Annotated in this window: 15 protein-coding genes; 4 read left to right on the plus strand and 11 right to left on the minus strand. The window is 62.6% G+C overall.

The annotated features are described in order from the left end of the window. Nucleotides 1–111: 111 nt before the first annotated feature. From ATY78_RS08060 to ATY78_RS08090, 7 genes are all read right to left on the minus strand, one after another. On the minus strand, nt 112–450 hold the full coding sequence (locus tag ATY78_RS08060) for a hypothetical protein (protein WP_088681822.1): 339 nt from the start codon (nt 448–450) through the stop codon (nt 112–114). 94 nt (nt 451–544) lie between these two features. Next, on the minus strand, nt 545–1,642 hold the full coding sequence (locus ATY78_RS08065; protein ID WP_088681823.1) for a substrate-binding domain-containing protein: 1,098 nt from the start codon (nt 1,640–1,642) through the stop codon (nt 545–547). 51 nt (nt 1,643–1,693) lie between these two features. Further along, nucleotides 1,694–2,734, minus strand: coding sequence for an ABC transporter permease (locus ATY78_RS08070; protein ID WP_088681824.1), 1,041 nt, complete (start codon nt 2,732–2,734; stop codon nt 1,694–1,696). Nucleotides 2,735–2,752: 18 nt separating this feature from the next. Next, nucleotides 2,753–4,249 (minus strand): sugar ABC transporter ATP-binding protein, encoded by a 1,497-nt coding sequence (locus ATY78_RS08075; RefSeq protein WP_088681825.1) that lies wholly within the window; start codon nt 4,247–4,249, stop codon nt 2,753–2,755. Nucleotides 4,250–4,356: 107 nt separating this feature from the next. Continuing rightward, entirely contained in the window at nt 4,357–5,250 is an 894-nt protein-coding gene (locus ATY78_RS08080; protein ID WP_088681826.1) for an NAD(P)-dependent oxidoreductase, read from the minus strand. Beyond that, a complete protein-coding gene (locus tag ATY78_RS08085) occupies nt 5,240–5,794 on the minus strand; it encodes a gluconokinase (RefSeq protein ID WP_088681859.1) in 555 nt (184 codons plus the stop codon). Before ATY78_RS08085 ends, ATY78_RS08080 begins: the two co-directional genes overlap by 11 nt. Nucleotides 5,795–5,807: 13 nt before the next feature. Continuing rightward, nucleotides 5,808–6,572 (minus strand): SDR family oxidoreductase, encoded by a 765-nt coding sequence (locus ATY78_RS08090; protein WP_088681827.1) that lies wholly within the window; start codon nt 6,570–6,572, stop codon nt 5,808–5,810. A gap of 135 nt (nt 6,573–6,707) precedes the next feature. Between ATY78_RS08090 and ATY78_RS08095 the strand changes: the two genes are divergently transcribed. Beyond that, nucleotides 6,708–7,649, plus strand: coding sequence for a 2-hydroxyacid dehydrogenase (locus ATY78_RS08095; protein WP_088681828.1), 942 nt, complete (start codon nt 6,708–6,710; stop codon nt 7,647–7,649). A 10-nt stretch (nt 7,650–7,659) separates the two neighbouring features. Continuing rightward, the gene (locus tag ATY78_RS08100; RefSeq protein ID WP_088681829.1) at nt 7,660–8,691 is read left to right on the plus strand and encodes an L-idonate 5-dehydrogenase; all 1,032 of its coding nucleotides are present in this window, start codon (nt 7,660–7,662) and stop codon (nt 8,689–8,691) included. Nucleotides 8,692–8,697: 6 nt separating this feature from the next. On the opposite strand, the gene ATY78_RS08105 is transcribed toward ATY78_RS08100, so the two are convergent. Beyond that, complete coding sequence (locus ATY78_RS08105) at nt 8,698–9,771, minus strand: LacI family DNA-binding transcriptional regulator (protein ID WP_088681830.1); 1,074 nt, start codon at nt 9,769–9,771, stop codon at nt 8,698–8,700. A 217-nt stretch (nt 9,772–9,988) separates the two neighbouring features. On the opposite strand from ATY78_RS08105, the gene ATY78_RS08110 reads away from it, so the two are divergent. Then, complete coding sequence (locus ATY78_RS08110; RefSeq protein WP_088681831.1) at nt 9,989–10,915, plus strand: SMP-30/gluconolactonase/LRE family protein; 927 nt, start codon at nt 9,989–9,991, stop codon at nt 10,913–10,915. 54 nt (nt 10,916–10,969) lie between these two features. Here the strand turns inward: ATY78_RS08110 and ATY78_RS08115 are convergent, their stop codons facing one another. Then, nucleotides 10,970–13,075: a VWA domain-containing protein gene (locus tag ATY78_RS08115; RefSeq protein WP_088681832.1), complete on the minus strand. Its 2,106-nt coding sequence runs from the start codon at nt 13,073–13,075 to the stop codon at nt 10,970–10,972. Further along, the gene (locus ATY78_RS08120; protein ID WP_088681833.1) at nt 13,072–13,596 is read right to left on the minus strand and encodes an RNA polymerase sigma factor; all 525 of its coding nucleotides are present in this window, start codon (nt 13,594–13,596) and stop codon (nt 13,072–13,074) included. The genes ATY78_RS08115 and ATY78_RS08120 overlap by 4 nt, the downstream gene beginning before the upstream one ends. A gap of 263 nt (nt 13,597–13,859) precedes the next feature. Between ATY78_RS08120 and ATY78_RS08125 the strand changes: the two genes are divergently transcribed. Then, nucleotides 13,860–14,771 carry an alpha/beta hydrolase gene (locus ATY78_RS08125; RefSeq protein ID WP_088681834.1) on the plus strand — a complete coding sequence of 304 codons (912 nt, stop codon included), beginning with the start codon at nt 13,860–13,862 and terminating at the stop codon, nt 14,769–14,771. Between the two features lie 3 nt (nt 14,772–14,774). Here the strand turns inward: ATY78_RS08125 and ATY78_RS08130 are convergent, their stop codons facing one another. After that, a complete protein-coding gene (locus ATY78_RS08130) occupies nt 14,775–16,778 on the minus strand; it encodes a CocE/NonD family hydrolase (protein WP_088681835.1) in 2,004 nt (667 codons plus the stop codon). Nucleotides 16,779–16,786 lie beyond the last annotated feature (8 nt).

Here is a 16,786-nt window from a genome sequence, read left to right on the forward strand (position 1 = left end):
CAGGCGGAACCGCCGCATCCGCCGATGGTGAACGCGCCAAGCATAGGAAAGCGCCCGGGAGGCTCATCCGGGGCGCTTTCATAAGCTCGCGAAAGTCAGGGGCGCTCGAAGTCAGGCAGCAGCGGGCGGGTATTCGCTGGCCGAGAAGACGTGATGATGCACCTTGCCCGTGAAGAGTTTCAGGAGCTCTCCTGTCACCTCGCGGCTCTCGAAGCGCACGTTGGAGCGCAGCGCCGCGTCCACGGCATCCATGTCGGGATAACGAATGGCGAGCGCCATGGCATAGACCGGGGCGCCTTCGTCGCGTTCCATTCCATCCAGCACCCGGACTTCCTCGGCGCCCGGAAATTGCGTCCATAGCGGGACGAGCCGCTGCTTCACGAAATCGCGAAACTCCTCTTCCCGACCGGAATGGATTTCGCCTTCAAACAAAGCATAACGAATGATCATGGGTTCTCTTTTCCAAAACTCGCGGAGCTGGATCGATGTTGACGTGCTTATGGAGGTGAGGGCGTATCGGCCGATACGCCCCCGATCGTGAGGCTTATTTGCCCCAGATTTTCTTGTACTGATCGCGATAGCCGTTATCGGGATCGAAGCTGTTCTTCGGTCCACCGTCGAATTCGACGTTCGCGCTGGTCACGACATGGAGCGGCGATACATAGCCGGACCACGGGGCGCCCGCGAAAGCGCGGTTCAATTCGTCGACGAGCTGCCAGCCCTGGAGATTGAGCGGCTCGGCGACCGTGACGGCCTGGAACTGCTTGGCGCGGATACGCTGATAAGCGCTCTCCGAACCGTCGCCGGCTGCGACGTTGACCGGCTTTCCATCACCGGCGATACCAGCCGAAGCGAGCGACGGTCCCATGAAGTCGTAATAGAGGTCGTTGATCGCCAGCGAATGCGTCCACTTCGCGCCGTACTTCTGCAGAAGCGACGTGGTCAGCTGCGGCATGCGCTGGGAAGTTTCGGCGATCGGCGTATCGACATATTCCAGCACCGTGCCGCCGAGATCCTCGATTTCCTTCTTCATGCGGTCCGCCTTGGCGATCGCGATCGCATAGGTGGAGTCGGTGAAGATGATGACACCGGGCTTGCCGCCGGCATCGACGAAGGCCCAGTCTGCCGCGGACTTCGATACTTCCATCGCATCGGTGGTGACGTTGGCGAAGACGCCGACATCGGCAACCGGGCCGACAGCCGAGGCGGCGTGCCAGGAAACCATCGGAATGCCCGCAGCCTTGGCCGCTTCCATCGCCGGCTTCTGCTCGACGGCATCAAAGCCGTTGATGATGATGCCATCCGGCTTCAGCGCCATGGCCTGGCCGAAAGCCGCGGTACGCCCGCCGATCGAACCGGCGCCGTCGAGCACCTTGACCGTCCAGCCGAGCGCGCCTGCCGCTTCCTGGACGCCGTTGGCCACGCCGAGGATGCCACCGTTCTTCATGTCGCCGGCCAGGATGACGATGTTCTTGCCCGCAGCGCCCTTGGGGCCGCTCGTCGGGCCATCCCAGGCGCTCACCTTGGACGCATATTTCTCGACCACGGCCTTGGCGTCAGCCATGGAATCGGCCATTGCCGGCACACTGAGCATAACGGCGACGGTTGCGACCGTTGCCTGCAATAAAGTCCTGCGCTTCATGTTCACTCCTCCATTTTGTTTGTTGTGGAATGCCGGGATGAGCCGGCATCCTCATTTGGATGCGGGTGTGATCCTCCTCACGGCCCCGCGCTTGCGCTGGGCGTAACCTGCTATGCCGATGGCGATCAGCAAGGTCACGCCGTTGAACAGCGGTTCGACGAAGAACGACCCGCCGAATTGCTGAATTCCAGATATCCCGACCGCCAGGATGATGACGCCGATCAAGGTGCCCCACACGTTGACCCGGCCCGGCTTGATCGTCGTCGATCCAAGGAAAGCGCCGACGAGCGCCGGGAGGAGATATTCGAGGCCGACGCTCGCCTGGCCGATGCGCAGCTTCGAGGCGAGGAGAACTCCCGTCAGAGCCGCCAGCAGGCCCGATGTGACGAATGCGCCCATCACGAACTTGCGGACCGGAATACCGTTGAGCGCGGCGGCCTTGGGATTGGCGCCGATGGCGTAGAGATAACGGCCGATCGGCAGGTATTCGAGAACGATCCACATGCAGATCGCAATCAGCAGCACGTAGAAACCGGTGATGGGCAGGCCGAACAGCATGGTGCCGTTCAGCGCGTAGAACCCATCCGGCAGGACGCCGACCACCTGCCGGCCGCCGGTGTGCCAGAGGGCGAGCGCGTAAAGCACCGTTCCCGTGCCGAGCGTGGCGATGAAGCTGTCGATCTTCGCCACCTCGACCAAAAGACCGTTGATGAAACCGGTGAGGACGCCGAGCGCAAGAACGATGAGGACGGCGACCGGCCAGGGCAGGCCGTAGACCGTCTGCAGGCTGATGGCGAGGATGTGCCAGAGCACGATGCCGTAGCCGACCGTCAGGTCGATACGGCCCGACGCCATCGGGATCATCGCGGCGAGCGACAGCAGCGCAATGATCGCCTTGTCGGAAACGATCGAACGGACGTTCAAGACCGTCGGAAACGTATCCGGCAGCATGATCGAGAAGAGCAGGATCAGGCCGACGGTCAGGATCACCAGTCCGTAGACGGGGATCAGGCGTCCGATCTTCTGTCCTGTGGACAAGCCGGCCATTTCGCTCTTGGTCGGCTCCAGCGCCGTGGATTCAATGGATTGCATGGCTGTTCTCCCGATGGCTCAAGCGGCTTCCGATGCGGATGCGGCCGTGATGACCGCCTCCGTCGTGAGCGCGCTTCCAGTCAGTTCGCTGACGATTTTGCCGCGCGAGAAAACCAGCGCGCGGTGGCAGATATGGGCGATTTCCTCGAAGTCCGTCGAGACCACGACGACTGCGAGACCAGCTTCCAGCGCCTGCGTGATCAAGCGGTAGATTTCCGCACGCGCGCCGATGTCGACGCCGGCGGTCGGATCTTCCGCGATCAGCAGCTTCCGGCCGGTCGCCAGCCAGCGGCCGACGACGACCTTCTGCTGGTTGCCGCCGGAGAGCGCCTCCACCGGCAGATCCGGATCGTTCGGCCTGAGGCCGACGGACTGGCCGATCGCATGGGCAAGGTCGGCTTCCCCACGCGGAGACAGGAAGGAAAACAGCCCGCGTCCGACGGCGCCGGGGTTGATATAGGTATTTTCCCGAATGGACAGCGAGAGCGCGACGGATTCCTCCGTCCGGTCGCGGGCGATCAGTCCGATGCCCGACGCCATTGCGCTCAGCGGGCTCGAAAGGTCCGGGCTCTGGTCGTGCAGCAGGATCGTGCCGCCGAAGGGCTCGCAGCCGAACAAGGCCCGGCCGATCCGTTCCTGACCGGCGCCGCGCAGGCCGGCGAGGCCCAGAAGCTCGCCCTGTCTTATCTCGAAGGATATCGGGCTCGTACCGGCGCAGACGAGATCGCGCACCTTGACGATCGCCTTGCCGGGTTTGATCTCGGTCTTCGAAAAGAGACTGTCGCCGCTGCGGCCGATGATCATCGTCACGAGTTCGTCCGGGGTCGTCTCGCTGACCGGCTTCTGCCCCACCATGCGCCCGTCACGCAGAACGGCGACCCGATCGGCGATGCGGAAGATCTCGTCGAGCCTGTGGGAAACGTAGATCATGCCGACGCCGCGATCCTTCAGAGGACGGATCGCATTGAACAGCCGGTCGACCTCATCGGCGGGCAAGCTCGCCGTCGGCTCGTCGAGCACGAGGACGTCGGCTTCGACGGCAAGCGCGCGGGCAATGGCGACGAGCGATTTCTCCGTACGCGACAGCGCCGAAACCCGGGTCGTGGGATCGAAGTCGCAGCCGACGAGCTTTAGGGCTTCCTTGGCGCGGGCCTGCGTCTTTCTCCAGTCGATCAGGCCGCCGCGCATCGAGAAGCCCTGCGACAGGCCCATGTTCTCGCCGACCGTCATCCATTCGATCAGACCGAGATCCTGATGGATGAAGGCGACCGGCTGCCGCTCGTTCGGCTTCGGCGGGCGGTGATGGTAGCTCTGGCCGCGAAAAAGAATGTCCCCGCCATCGGGCTTATAGATACCCGCGAGGGTCTTGATGAGCGTCGATTTCCCGGCTCCGTTTTCGCCGAGCAGCGCGAGGATCTCCCCCTCGCGCAGATCGATCGAGACGTCACGCAATGCCTGCGTGCCGCCGAAGCTCTTGGTGATCGATTGGAACTCCAGCAGTCTCTTGGCTTCCACCGTGGCTCCTCCCAAAGCTGCGTTGTTATCCTGAACATATGTTATCGATAACATTCGCGGATGGTCAAGCGGAAAGATGACGATCTCGCATTTCCCGCCAGAGATTTTCAGCCTGCCTGAAATCCGTCGAGAAGACGCATCATCTCGGCCGAGTCCTTCGGCCCGAGGCCGGCTGCGCAAAGCAGGCGATGGATTTCGACCACGGCGCCCGTCATCGGCAGCGGCGTCTTCGTCTTCAGCGCAAAGGCCTGAAGCGAATCCAGGTCCTTCAGCATGTTGTCTATCCTGCCCGTCGGCGAGAAATCGCGGGCGGCGAATTTCGCCATGAATTCCTGCATGATACGGCTATCGGCCCGCCCGCCGGCAAGGGCCGCCGGAATTGCGGCCGGGTCGACGCCTCCGGCTTCCGCGAGCTTGACCGCTTCCGCGACCGCCTGAAACAGCACGGCGCAAAAGAGCTGATTGATCAGTTTCGTCGTCTGCCCGGCGCCGGATGCGCCCATCAGCGTGTAATTGGCGGCAAGATGCCGCATCACCACACGCGCCCGTTCGAAATCCTCCGGGCTGCCGCCGGCCATGATGGTCAGCTTGCCGCCCAGCGCGCCGGGCACACCGCCGGAGAGCGGGCAATCCACCCACGCCATTCCCGTTTCCCGACGCAGCCGCGTCGCCATGTCGGCCGTCTCGGCGGGATCGATGGAGGACATGTCGATCAGCAGCTTGCCGGCATTCGCGGCCGCCGCAACACCCTTTTCGCCGAAAACGACGGCGCGCACGATGTTTGCGTGATTGAGGCTGAGCACGCAGAATTGCGACGCAGCGACCGCATCCTCGACAGAACTCGCGGCGCGAGCCCCCTTGGCTTCCAGCGCCGCGACTTTTTCGGCATCGAGATCGAAGACGGATACGTTCTGACCGGTCTCGATCAAGCGCGTGATGATCGCCGTCCCCATGATGCCCGCGCCGATGACGGCGACATCTGCTCTGTAGTCATCCTGCATGAAACCCTCCCTTGATGGCCGCGCTTCTCAGCTCCTCACAAGCCAGCGCCACCATATCATCCAAAGCACCATCGATTGCGACCGTCACGACACCGGGCTCACCGGTCGGCGGCTCCAGCGTCTGCAACTGGCTGTCGAGCAGCGAGGCCGGCATGAAATGGCCCTGACGGGCCTGCATCCGCGACAGCAGAAGATCGCGCGATCCTTCGAGGAAAACAAACGCCAGGCGCCCGCCCGCCGCCTGCCTCAGCCTGTCCCGATAGCTTTTTTTCAGCGCGGAGCAGGAAACGACCAGCCCTCGCGATGCGTTTAGCGCGGTCTTTATTTCCTCACCGATCCGGTCGAGCCAGGGCAGGCGATCTTCGTCGGTGAGGGGTATGCCCTGCGCCATCTTCTCGACATTGGCCGCCGGATGGAGCTGGTCGCCTTCCACAAACGGCATGCCGTTTCGGGCGGCGATGCGCTCTCCAACCGAGGATTTGCCGCAGCCGCTGACGCCCATGACAATCACGGCCAAGGGCAGTGCCTTTTTCTCCAGGTTCATCATCTCACCTCCCTTAGAGGCAGGTCGTGATGCCGCCGTCGACATAAAGCGTATGGCCGTTGATGAAGGACGAGCCGCGGCCCGACAGGAAGACGGCAGCCCCCACCAGTTCCTCGACATTGCCCCAGCGGCCGGCCGGCGTCCGCTTTTCGAGCCACGAGGAAAATTCGGGATTGTCGACCAGCGCCTGGTTGAGCGGTGTCTTGAAATAGCCCGGCGCAATCGCGTTGATCTGCAGGCCGTGCTTGGCCCAGTCGGCGCACATGCCGCGCGTCAGGTTGCGCACCGCGCCCTTGGTCGCCGTGTAGGGGGCAATGCCGGGACGGGCGAGCTCGCTCTGGACGGAGGCGATGTTGATGATCTTGCCATGCCCGCGCGCGATCATCGCCTTGGCCGCCGCCTGGCCGACGTAAAAGACGCTCGAAATATTGGTGGTCAGCAGCAATTCCCATTTGTCCGCCGGGAAGTCTTCCAGCGGCGTGCGGAACTGCATGCCGGCATTGTTGATCAGGATATCGAGCGGACCGATATCGGCCTCGATCGCGGCGATACCCTGCGCGGCAGCGTCCTTGCTGGTCACGTCGAAGATGGCCGCATGGGCAGAAAGACCTTGAGCCTTGAGGCTTTCGACTGCGCGTTTGACGCTTTCGGGCGTGCGGCCGTTGATGACGACCTCGGCGCCATGCTGCGCCAGGCCCTCGGCCAGCGCATAACCGATCCCCTGGCTCGAGCCGGTGACCAGGGCAAGCTGCCCGGTAAGATCAAACAGGTTCTTCATGCAAATAACTCCTCCGGTGTCGCTGCGAATGACGGCTTATACCGCCGCTTGCGGTGAAACTCACTTGACATCCCTTTCTCGGATTATATGTTATCGATAACATAATCAACAGCCAAAATGCGGGATGGAGACGAAATGCCTGACGTAGAAATCTTGATGGCCGGGGCCTATCCGGAGTGGGACATGGTGGATCTGGAGGCGACCTACCGCGTCCACCGCCTCTGGGAAGCCGCGGATCGGCAGGAACTGATTTCGAAAGTCGGCAGCAATATCCGCGCCATCGCGACGCGCGGCGAACTCGGCGCTTCCGCCGACCTGATGAAGCAATTGCCGAAGCTGGAGATCGTCTCCTGTTACGGCGTCGGCACCGACGCGATCGACCTGTCCTACGCCCGCGCCAACGGCATTCGCGTGACGAATACCCCCGACGTGCTGACCGAAGACGTCGCCGATATCGCGATCGGACTGCTGCTTTCCACGGCGCGCCAGATTCCGCAGGCCGACGTTTTCGTCCGCACCGGCCAGTGGGGCAACGTTCCCATGCCGCTGGTGACGCGGGTTTCGGGCAAGAAGGTCGGGATCGTCGGCATGGGGCGGATCGGCAAGGCGATCGCCAGGCGGGCTGCCGCTTTCGGCTGCGACATCTCCTATTTCGCCCGCAATAGGGACCAGGATGTCGCCTATGGTTACGAAGCCAATCTGGTCGCGCTTGCCAATTGGGCCGACTTCCTGATCGTCATCGTTCCCGGAGGGGCCGCGACCACGAAGATCATCAATGCCGAGGTGCTTGAAGCGCTCGGTCCGGAAGGCATGCTGATCAACGTTTCGCGCGGAACGACCGTCGACGAGGAGGCACTGATCGCAGCGCTTCAGAACCGCACCATCCAGGCCGCGGGCCTTGACGTTTTCCTCAACGAGCCGAAAATCGATGCGCGCTTCCTGACGCTGCCGAACGTCGTGCTGCAGCCCCACCACGGCTCCGGCACCATCGAGACCCGCAAGGCCATGGGCAGGCTGGTCAGAGACAATCTCGCCGCGCATTTTGCCGGTCGCGCGCTTCCGACCCCCGTCGTGTGAGGATCCCGATATGAAAGCCATCGTCATTCACGCCGCCAAGGATCTCAGGGTCGAAGAGCGCGAACCGGAGGTCGCGGGCGCTGGGCAGGTGGAGATATCAATCGAAGCCGGCGGCATCTGCGGCTCCGACCTGCATTATTACAATCACGGCGGCTTCGGCACCGTTCGCCTGCGCGAACCGATGATCCTCGGCCACGAGATTGCCGGCACGGTCAAGGCGCTGGGCGCCGGCGTGAGCGACCTTGCCGTTGGAGACCGCGTTGCGGTTTCCCCGAGCCGGCCGTGCAGCCATTGCCAATATTGCCTGAAGGGCCAGCAGAACCACTGCCTCAACATGCGGTTTTACGGCAGCGCCATGCCCATGCCACATATTCAGGGCGGCTTCCGCCAGCGGCTGGTGGCGGAGCGCTGGCAATGCCACAAGGTCGCCGACGGCATTTCCATTCACGAGGCTGCCTTCGCCGAGCCCTTTGCCGTGACGCTGCATGCGGCAAGCCGCGCCGGATCGCTGCTCGGCAAGCGGGTGCTGGTCACCGGCTGCGGCCCCATCGGCATGCTGGCGATCGTTGCCGCCCGCGTTCTCGGCGCCCGTGAAATCGTCGCGACCGACGTCACCGACAGCGTTCTCGCCATCGCCCGCACCAGCGGCGCGGATCGCACGATCAACGTTGCCACGCATGCCGCCGACCTTGCCGCTTATGGCGCCGACAAGGGATATTTCGACGTCATGTTCGAGGCGTCGGGCAATGAGCGGGCCGTGCGCGCGGGCATCGAGGTGCTGAGGCCCCGTGCCGTTCTCGTGCAGCTCGGCCTTGGCGGCGATGTCTCCATTCCGCAGAACATGATCGTTGCCAAGGAAATCGAGATGCGCGGAACATTCCGCTTTCACGAGGAATTCGGGCTCGCCGTCGAGCTGATCAACGCGCGCCGCGTCGATCTGAAGCCGCTGCTGACAGGGGTTTTTGCCATCGAAGAGGCTGTCGCCGCCTTCGAACTGGCCAGCGACCGCAGCAAATCGATGAAAGTGCAGATCGCCTTCTAGAGTCAGCTATGCGGCGCCGCCGCGATCCGTGCTTTCGCGCAGAACGACCCTGTAGCCCGTCAACGTGATCTCGTCACCGGTCGCCTCGCCGCTGCCCTGCAGGGCATCGAGCAGGCGGGCGGCGGCCTGGCGGCCGATGCCGTAACAGTCGACATTGATGGTGGTGATGCTGGGATGACAGATCGACGAGATCTCGTAATCGCCGAAGCCGGCAATGGCGATATCACCCGGCACGCTCATTCCCCTGCGCTTGCATTCCATGATCGCGCCGAAGGCGGAAAGGTCGGAGACGCAGAGAACCACTTCCGTGTCCGGCCAGCGTTCCAGCAGGCTCACCACCGCCTGGCCGCCCTGTTCCATGGTGATCGGCGGCACGCCGAAGGAAATCGCCCGGCCCGGTCCCAGGCCCAGTTCTTCGACGGTCTTCAGGAAACCGCTTCGCCGCTGGCTGCCGCGCGTATCACGCGCCGTCGTACCGCCGATATAGCCGAACCGCCGATAGCCCTGGCTCGCAAGCGTCCGCACCAGCAGGGACATCGCCTCGCCGTTGGAAAAGCCGACGACATGATTGATCGGCTCCTCCGGAATTTCCCAGGTTTCGACCACCGGAATGCCGGCCTTATCGAGCATGCGCCGGGCGCGATCGGTGTGCGAGCCGCCTGTCAGGATGATGCCCTCGGGGCGGCGGCGCAGCATCGCCTCGATCAGCTTTTCTTCTTTCTCGGCGGAATAGTCGGTATAGCCGAGCAGAAGCTGAAGGCCGGTATTCTCAAGCGCATCGGTGATGCCGCGCGCGGTGTCGGAAAAGTTCGAATTGTTGATGGAGGGCACCAGCGCTGCGATGAAGCCGCTCCGCCTCGACGAAAGACTGCCGGCGGAGAGATCCAGCACGTAGCCGAGCGCGTCGACGGCTTCCATGATGCGCTTTCGCGTCTCTTCGGAAACGCTCGCATCCTGCCGGAAGGCACGCGAAACGGTCATGGCCGATACGCCGACATATTTGGCGACTTCGGCCATCGTCAACTTTTGAGCGTCTCCAGCCTTGAGACGCTTGTCCTTTGGCTCATCCCCGTTTGTCACTGGTTTCCGCTTTCAAACCGCTTCCGAGTTGCGCAATTCAGTACAAGATAAAGTTATCGCTATCATCGCACAATCGATATTATTGCAGGAACGCGCGGTTCCACAGCCGGAAAAGCCGAATTCCCACTGGATTTCCGCCTGCGTCATCGCTTGAATGTCTGTACGAGGCCTGAAAAACCGGGCAGAATGATATCGATAACACTAGGGAGGAGCTGTCATGTTCGGAGAAATCGAGGGTACGGGGTTCGAGGTTCTCGACCCGCGCTTTGAAAGCTGCTTCGTCGGCCATGCTCGGGTCGAACGGCTTTGGACAGGCGGCCGCTGGCTGGAGGGACCGGCCTGGTTTGCCGCCGGGCGCTATCTGATCTTCTCGGATATCCCCAACAATCGCATGATGCGCTACGACGATACCAGCGGACATACGTCGGTCTTCCGTTCGCCAAGCAACAATTGCAACGGCAACACCGTCGACAATCAGGGCCGGCTCATCACCTGTGAGCACCTGACACGCCGCATCACCCGCACGGAGTTCGACGGCAAGGTCAGCGTCCTGGTCGACAGGATCGCCGGCAGGCGGCTCAATTCCCCGAACGACGTCACCGTCAAATCGGACGGGACCATCTGGTTCACCGACCCGAGCTACGGCATCCTCCATGATTATGAGGGCGACTACGGCGAAGAGGAAATCGGCGGATGCCATGTCTATCGCCATGATCCGGAAACGGGCACAACCGAACAGACGACCTCTGACTTCGTCAAGCCGAATGGTCTGGCATTTTCCCCTGACGAGACGATGCTCTACGTTGCCGACACCGGAGCCTCGCATTTACCGGGCGGTCCGCGCCACATACGAAAGCTCGCGGTATCAGGCGACGGGACGCTGAGCGACCTCGGCGTTTTCGCAGAATGTACCGCCGGCATGTTCGACGGCTTCCGTGTGGACAGGAAAGGCAGGATCTGGACGAGCGCCGCCGACGGCGTGCATTGCTATGACCCGGATGGCACCTTGCTCGGCAAGATTCGTATTCCCGAGATCGTTTCCAATGTGGCCTTCGGCGGAGAGAAATTGAACCGTCTCTTCATCACCGGGACCACGTCTCTCTACGCCGTCTATCTCACGGCCAATGGGTCGAGACTGGGGTAACCTCATGCAGGCGAGGCCGCCCTTCGGCGGCCTCGCTTTCTGGTACTTCTCCGCTCACCGTTGACTGAGGCCATCCGCCAAACGAACAAGACCGAGGAAATCCGACCGGTAGCCGAAGGGATCCGTCCCTCGCGATGCCGCGGCGAGATCGGCGACCGCCCGATAGGAATAGGCCTCGAGCGCGGGGACGCGGCTCAGCTTCTGGCCGAAGGCGGCGACCGCCACCGAGAAGCGGACATCCTGCGGCGCGGCATCGACGCTGGCGACGGCATTGCTGTCGCCGACGGGCGTGCTGATGAGGGCGCTCTTGTCCTCGCCCGGCCGCTTGTAGCGCATCTTGACGAAAGCAAGCTCGCCCTGATGCGTGTTATCCGAAGTCGCAGCCGGCGCCGTCTCAGCCGCGCCGTAACGCAGGTCGTCATTCATGACCGCCGGGCTTCCCTTGGGCGTAATCTCATAGATTGCCGTGACGCTGTGGCCGGAGCCGATATCGCCGGCATCGACCCGGTCATTGTTGAAATCCTCGCGATTGAGGGCGCGGGTCTCATAGCCGATCAGCCGGTATTCGGCGATCCGTTCCGGGTTGAATTCGACCTGGAACTTGACGTCCTCGGCGATCGGAAACAGCGTCGATCCGGCCTCTTCGACCAGCGTCTTCTGCGCTTCCGCCAAGGTGTCGATATAGGCGGCGCTGCCATTGCCGTTCTGCGCCAGCGTCTGCATCAGGGAATCGTTGAGATTGCCGCGCCCAAAGCCGAGAACGGTCAGGAAGATGCCGTCCTTGCGCTTCTCTTCGATGATGCGCTTCAGATCCTCGTCGCTCGACGGGCCGACATTGAAATCGCCGTCCGTCGCCAGCATCACCCGGTTGACGCCGTCCTTGACGAAAGCCTGCCTGGCAAGATCATAGGCAGCCTCGATGCCCTCGGCGCCGCCGGTCGAACCTCCAGCCTCCAGCCTGTCGATCGCCGAGAGGATTTTCGATTTCTCCGCTACGCGCGTCGGTTCCAGCACCGTGCCGGCATTGCCGGCATAGGTGACGATCGAGACGGTATCGTCAGCCTTCAGCCTGTTGACCAGCAGCCGGAAAGCGCTCTTGAGCAGCGGCAGCTTGTCCGGTTCGTCCATCGATCCCGACACGTCGATCAGGAAGACCAGATTGGCATGCGGCGCGGTCGCCGGCGCGATGTCATAACCCTTGATCGCGACATGCATCAATTGCGTGTCGTGGTTCCACGGCGTCGGCATCACGGTCACGGTCGCCTTGAAGGGCTGGTCGGCATTGTCGGGACGCGGCCAGTCATAGGGGAAATAATTGATCATCTCCTCGACGCGAACCGATTGCGGATCGGGCATCGCCCCACCCGTCAACGACCGGCGGACGAAGGAATAAGAGGCGCTGTCGACATCGGCGGAGAAGGTCGAGACCGGATCGGTCGCCACGCTCTTGATCGGATTTGCCGCGGTATTGGCAAACCGCTCGCGGCTGGGATCGAGCTGAATCTGCAGACGTCCTTCCGCCGGCGGCAGAGGCGAGGGGGCGACAGCCATCGGTTCGGCCAATTGCGGCTGAGGAGCGGCCGGCGCGGCGCGTTTGGCCGCGCCGAGTGGCGCAGCCGAGCCCTCGGACTTGTTCAGAGCGGCGATCCCGCCAGCATCGAATTCAGAAGTCTGTGGCGCAACGGGTTTCACGGTGGCTTGCTGCTTCTTGTCCTGTAAGACCTGGACACTATCGGCCGCCGACGATTGAGCCGGCCGGTTCTCTTCGGCCGGTGCCTCGCGAAGCTGAGGCGCGACCGTGCCAGTTTCGGCCGGTTTCGGCGCGTTACCGTCCGAAGCATTATTGGCGATCTTCTCCTGGTCGACGATCGGCAATCCGCTGCGCGTCAGCTCGAAGGTGAGATAACCGGCGGCGGGAATGACGAGCAGCGTCGCAAGGGCTGATCCGGCGAGGAATTTCTTGTTCATGGCAGGGCTCCATATCCAGTTGATGATGGAGATTGGACGCCAGCCCTTCGCATTTCCTTGGGCCGCCGCTGCATTATTTCCTGCGTCGTCGAAAGCCTGCATCGCGGCGGCAAGCGCACGTGCACGCGCCTCCGGATCGGCTGCCGGCGGCGTGGTGCGGGAGAGTTTTTCGAGTTCCTTGTCCAAGATCATACCTCTTCCTTGCCGAGCATGGCCTTCAGCCTCTTGCGCGCCTCATGCACCTGCCAGGACACGGTGGTTTCCGAGCAGCCCATGACATCGGCGGCGGCGGAATGGCTGAGGCCTTCGCCGTAGACGAGCAGTACGGCGTCGCATTGCCGTTCCGGCAAAGCGCGCACGGCCGCCCATAATTCGCTCGACATCTCGTCGTCGTTTCCGCCCGTTCCATCCGGCTGCGGTTCGGCGGCGTAAGCACGGAATGTCTGCTCCTCGCGCGAAAGCTTGCGTCTATGATCGCGGGCGGCGTTGAGCGTCAGGGTATAAAGCCATGTCCTGAAGCGGCTGGCGCCTCGAAAGCCGCGGATCGCCGCGCCGAGCTTGACGCAGACCTCCTGGGCGATGTCGTCGGCGTCGGTGGAACTGCCCGACCATCGCCATGCCGTCGCATGGACGAAATCATAATGGCGTGAGACCAGTTGCCCGAAGGCCTCCCGATCACCGCGCTGCGCCCGTTCTATGAGCTCCGCATCCAATGCGCACCTACCCCCAAGCTATCAAGCAAGATGCTATTTCGGGATTGAGACGTTTCTCCGATGGCATTCCTTGGGTCGACAGCGAAAAAATTATCGTTCTTTTTCGAAGACCACCAATATCTCCGACGCAGCTTAAAAATAATGAAGCATCGCGACATACACGGGTCGCGGCCAGACAGATTGCCTCCGTCTCGAAGGCGCATGATGAGGGTAGAATCGGCCAAGGGCATCGATCTGCATGTCCCAAATCGAAAGGACTTTCCATGTCCGCTCCATCGCCTGCCCCCAGCGAAAAAGGCATCCTGCAGTTTCTCGAAATCTGCGATAGCTTCTATCCCGCTGACGCCGTAGACGCGTCGGTCGAGCAGCAGCGAAACTGGTACGACGCGCTTTGCGCGCGGTTCGATCGCCCGCTGCCCCCGGATATGATCTTTGCCGACGGCATGGTCCAGCGTATCCCCATCCGGCGCTACCGTCCGCGGAAAATCAGCACGCGGACCATTCTGCTTTATCTCCATGGCGGTGGCTTCGTCGTCGGTTCGCTCGAGAGCCATCATGCCATCTGCGCCGAGATCGCCGATGCTGCCGGTGCGGAACTGGTTTCCGTCGACTATCGGCTGGCGCCGGAGTATCGCTGGCCGGCGCAGACGGATGACGGTTTCGCCGTGTTGAAACATCTGCTTTCCGCCAACAACAAGGTCGTGCTGATCGGCGACAGCGCCGGCGGCAATCTTGCGGCGGGGCTTGCATTGCGGGCGCGCGACGAGGAATTGTCCGGCATCGTCGGTCAGGTCCTGATCTATCCCACGCTCGGCGGAAGCCTCGATGCCGGCTCCTATGTCGAAATGGCCGAGGCACCCGGCTTGACGACGGCTGACGTCGCCTATTACCGCGAGATCCTGCAGGCACCAGTGGGCGCCGAGATCGCCGAGCCGCTGAACGCATCTTCGCTTGCCGGACTGCCACCCACTTTCATCACTGTCGCGCATTTCGATCCCTTGAGGGACGACGGTCGCCAATATGCGGCCCGGCTCGCCGCCGAAGGCATCGAAGTTCAGTTCCGCGAAGAGCCGCAGATGGTGCATGCCTGGCTGCGCGCCCGCCATATGAGCGATGGCGCACGCGACGGCTTCCGCGCAGTCTGCGAGGCCGTCAAGCATTTCGCCACGGCCTGACGATCACATCAGGTCGCGCGCAATCCGCTTTTCGGCAAAGACCTTCTCGAAAATCTGCACGTCGTCCTCGAAAGCGGTGACGACGGCGCTGATGACCCAGTCGCTTGCCGTGCAAGAAATCCTCGCTGTCGCGACCGTGCGGACGAACCAGCCGGGGCGGCGCATGTCGCAGGTCCAGGTCGACATTCCCTTCATCGATAGCGGATCGTCCGGAGAAATCGACCAGACTTCCTCGCGCAATTGCCGGGTCGACAGGCCGGTCCGAGGATGTTCGTAGAGGCCGGTATCCTCATGGATACGATACTTGGTCCGGTTGGCCGAGAGGTCGCGGACGACCTGCCGCTTGGTCGCGGCGGCGGCATGCTCGATGTATTTCGGCAGCGGATCGGGATTGGCCGGTTCCTCGATGTCGATCCTCTGGTGCTCACCCAGCATCGGCAATCCCAGGCCGAGCGAAGCGATATCGATGTCGATCCCTTCGTCTTCAGGCGGCGGCAGGATCATCGGCCAATAGGCGGTGGAAAGCGAAAGGCGGATGCGATGACCCTTGCGGAAGCGATAGCCGCAGGCATCGAGCACCAACCGGATCGACACTTTCTCGCCCGGCATCAGCGGCTTGGGATCGGCATTGCCGTCGCGATGGGTGAAATTGACCACACCGAAGGCGACGCGCGTCGCCGTGCCATCGGGATGGACATCGACGAGCCGGGCGCAGAGATTGCCGCCTGCCGTCCGGGAGCGCAGCGCGACGGTGAGCACGGGCCGGCCGAGATAATCTTGATCCCCGGCCAGCGGCATCGTGTCGAAAACCAGCGAACCCGCGTCGTCCAAGCGTTGATCGATCGCCATTTCAGCGTCGGGCTTCAGCGTAAAATATTCTCCAGAGGCCGTGCCGGTATCGAGGGGAGAATGCAGATAGACGGAATGCTCAGGCGCATGCGGGATCGGCATACCTTCCGTCAGCTTGCCGAACTGCTCCACGTAAAAACACTGCATCCGCGGCGGCGACCACGTGTCCTTGGCGACCCAGAAACCGGGATCGCTGTCGCGCCGCGGCGCAGGTCTGACGGCATCGAGAATATAGGCGCGGGCCTGTGGCAATCCATCGATGCCATTGTCTTCGCCGCGCAGCCATTTGTTCCACCAGGCGATCGCCTCGCCATGGAAATCGATGCGCGGCTTCGGCCAGGCGAAATGCGGATATTTGTGCACCCAGGGGCCGATCAGCGCCTTCGCGTCACCACCCAGGCCTTCGACCGCCATCAGCGGTGTGTTGCGGTAGCCATCCGCCCAACCGGCGATGACAAGCGCCGGGATTTCGACCTTTGAAAAATCCTCCGCGATCGAGCCGTGACGCCAGAAATCGTCGCGCCGTTGATGGCTCAGCCATTCCTCCATGAAGAAGGGTTCGCCGGCCAGGCGCTCCAGCCACATCTCCTTCCAGCGCTCGCCGACAAGTGCGGGATCAGGCGGGCGCGACTGGTAGCCGAGCATCGTCGCCGCCCAGGAGAGTTGAGCGGAGAGATGGCAGCCATTCTTATAATGGATGTCGTCATTGTAGCGGTCGACGGTCGAGGCGATCGAGATGACGGCCTTCAGCGCCGGCGGGCGCAGTGCCGCGACCTGCAGGCTGTTGAAGCCGCCCCAGGAAATACCCATCATGCCGACAGAGCCGTTCGACCACGGCTGCGCCGCAATCCAGGCGATCTGCTCGCAGGCATCGGCAAGCTCGCGCTCGGTATATTCGCCGTCGATGACACCATCCGATTCCCCCGATCCACGGATGTCGACGCGCACGCCGGCAATGCCTGCCGCTGCAAAGACCGGATAGGTCGACTCGTCCCGAAGGCTGGTTCCGTCGCGCTTGCGATAGGGCAGGAATTCGAAGACGGCGGGAACGGGATCGTCTGCCGCGCCGTCTGGCATCCAGATGCGCGCGGCAAGCCGCGTTCCATCCTTCAGCCTAATCCATTCATTCTCGATAGTGGTGAAGCCGCGCGACGTCATGCTCACTC

The sequence above is a fragment of the Rhizobium sp. R635 genome (genome assembly GCF_002211285.1).
Classification (GTDB): domain Bacteria; phylum Pseudomonadota; class Alphaproteobacteria; order Rhizobiales; family Rhizobiaceae; genus Rhizobium.

Bases quoted from the DNA above. Each gene is read 5' to 3' on its own strand.
- ATY78_RS08060 (WP_088681822.1), bottom strand. From the start codon at position 450: ATGATCATTCGTTATGCTTTGTTTGAAGGCGAAATCCATTCCGGTCGG.
- ATY78_RS08065 (WP_088681823.1), bottom strand. From the start codon at position 1,642: ATGAAGCGCAGGACTTTATTGCAGGCAACGGTCGCAACCGTCGCCGTT.
- ATY78_RS08070 (WP_088681824.1), bottom strand. From the start codon at position 2,734: ATGCAATCCATTGAATCCACGGCGCTGGAGCCGACCAAGAGCGAAATG.
- ATY78_RS08080 (WP_088681826.1), bottom strand. From the start codon at position 5,250: ATGCAGGATGACTACAGAGCAGATGTCGCCGTCATCGGCGCGGGCATC.
- ATY78_RS08085 (WP_088681859.1), bottom strand. From the start codon at position 5,794: ATGAACCTGGAGAAAAAGGCACTGCCCTTGGCCGTGATTGTCATGGGC.
- ATY78_RS08090 (WP_088681827.1), bottom strand. From the start codon at position 6,572: ATGAAGAACCTGTTTGATCTTACCGGGCAGCTTGCCCTGGTCACCGGC.
- ATY78_RS08095 (WP_088681828.1), top strand. From the start codon at position 6,708: ATGCCTGACGTAGAAATCTTGATGGCCGGGGCCTATCCGGAGTGGGAC.
- ATY78_RS08100 (WP_088681829.1), top strand. From the start codon at position 7,660: ATGAAAGCCATCGTCATTCACGCCGCCAAGGATCTCAGGGTCGAAGAG.
- ATY78_RS08110 (WP_088681831.1), top strand. From the start codon at position 9,989: ATGTTCGGAGAAATCGAGGGTACGGGGTTCGAGGTTCTCGACCCGCGC.
- ATY78_RS08115 (WP_088681832.1), bottom strand. From the start codon at position 13,075: ATGATCTTGGACAAGGAACTCGAAAAACTCTCCCGCACCACGCCGCCG.
- ATY78_RS08125 (WP_088681834.1), top strand. From the start codon at position 13,860: ATGTCCGCTCCATCGCCTGCCCCCAGCGAAAAAGGCATCCTGCAGTTT.
- ATY78_RS08130 (WP_088681835.1), bottom strand. From the start codon at position 16,778: ATGACGTCGCGCGGCTTCACCACTATCGAGAATGAATGGATTAGGCTG.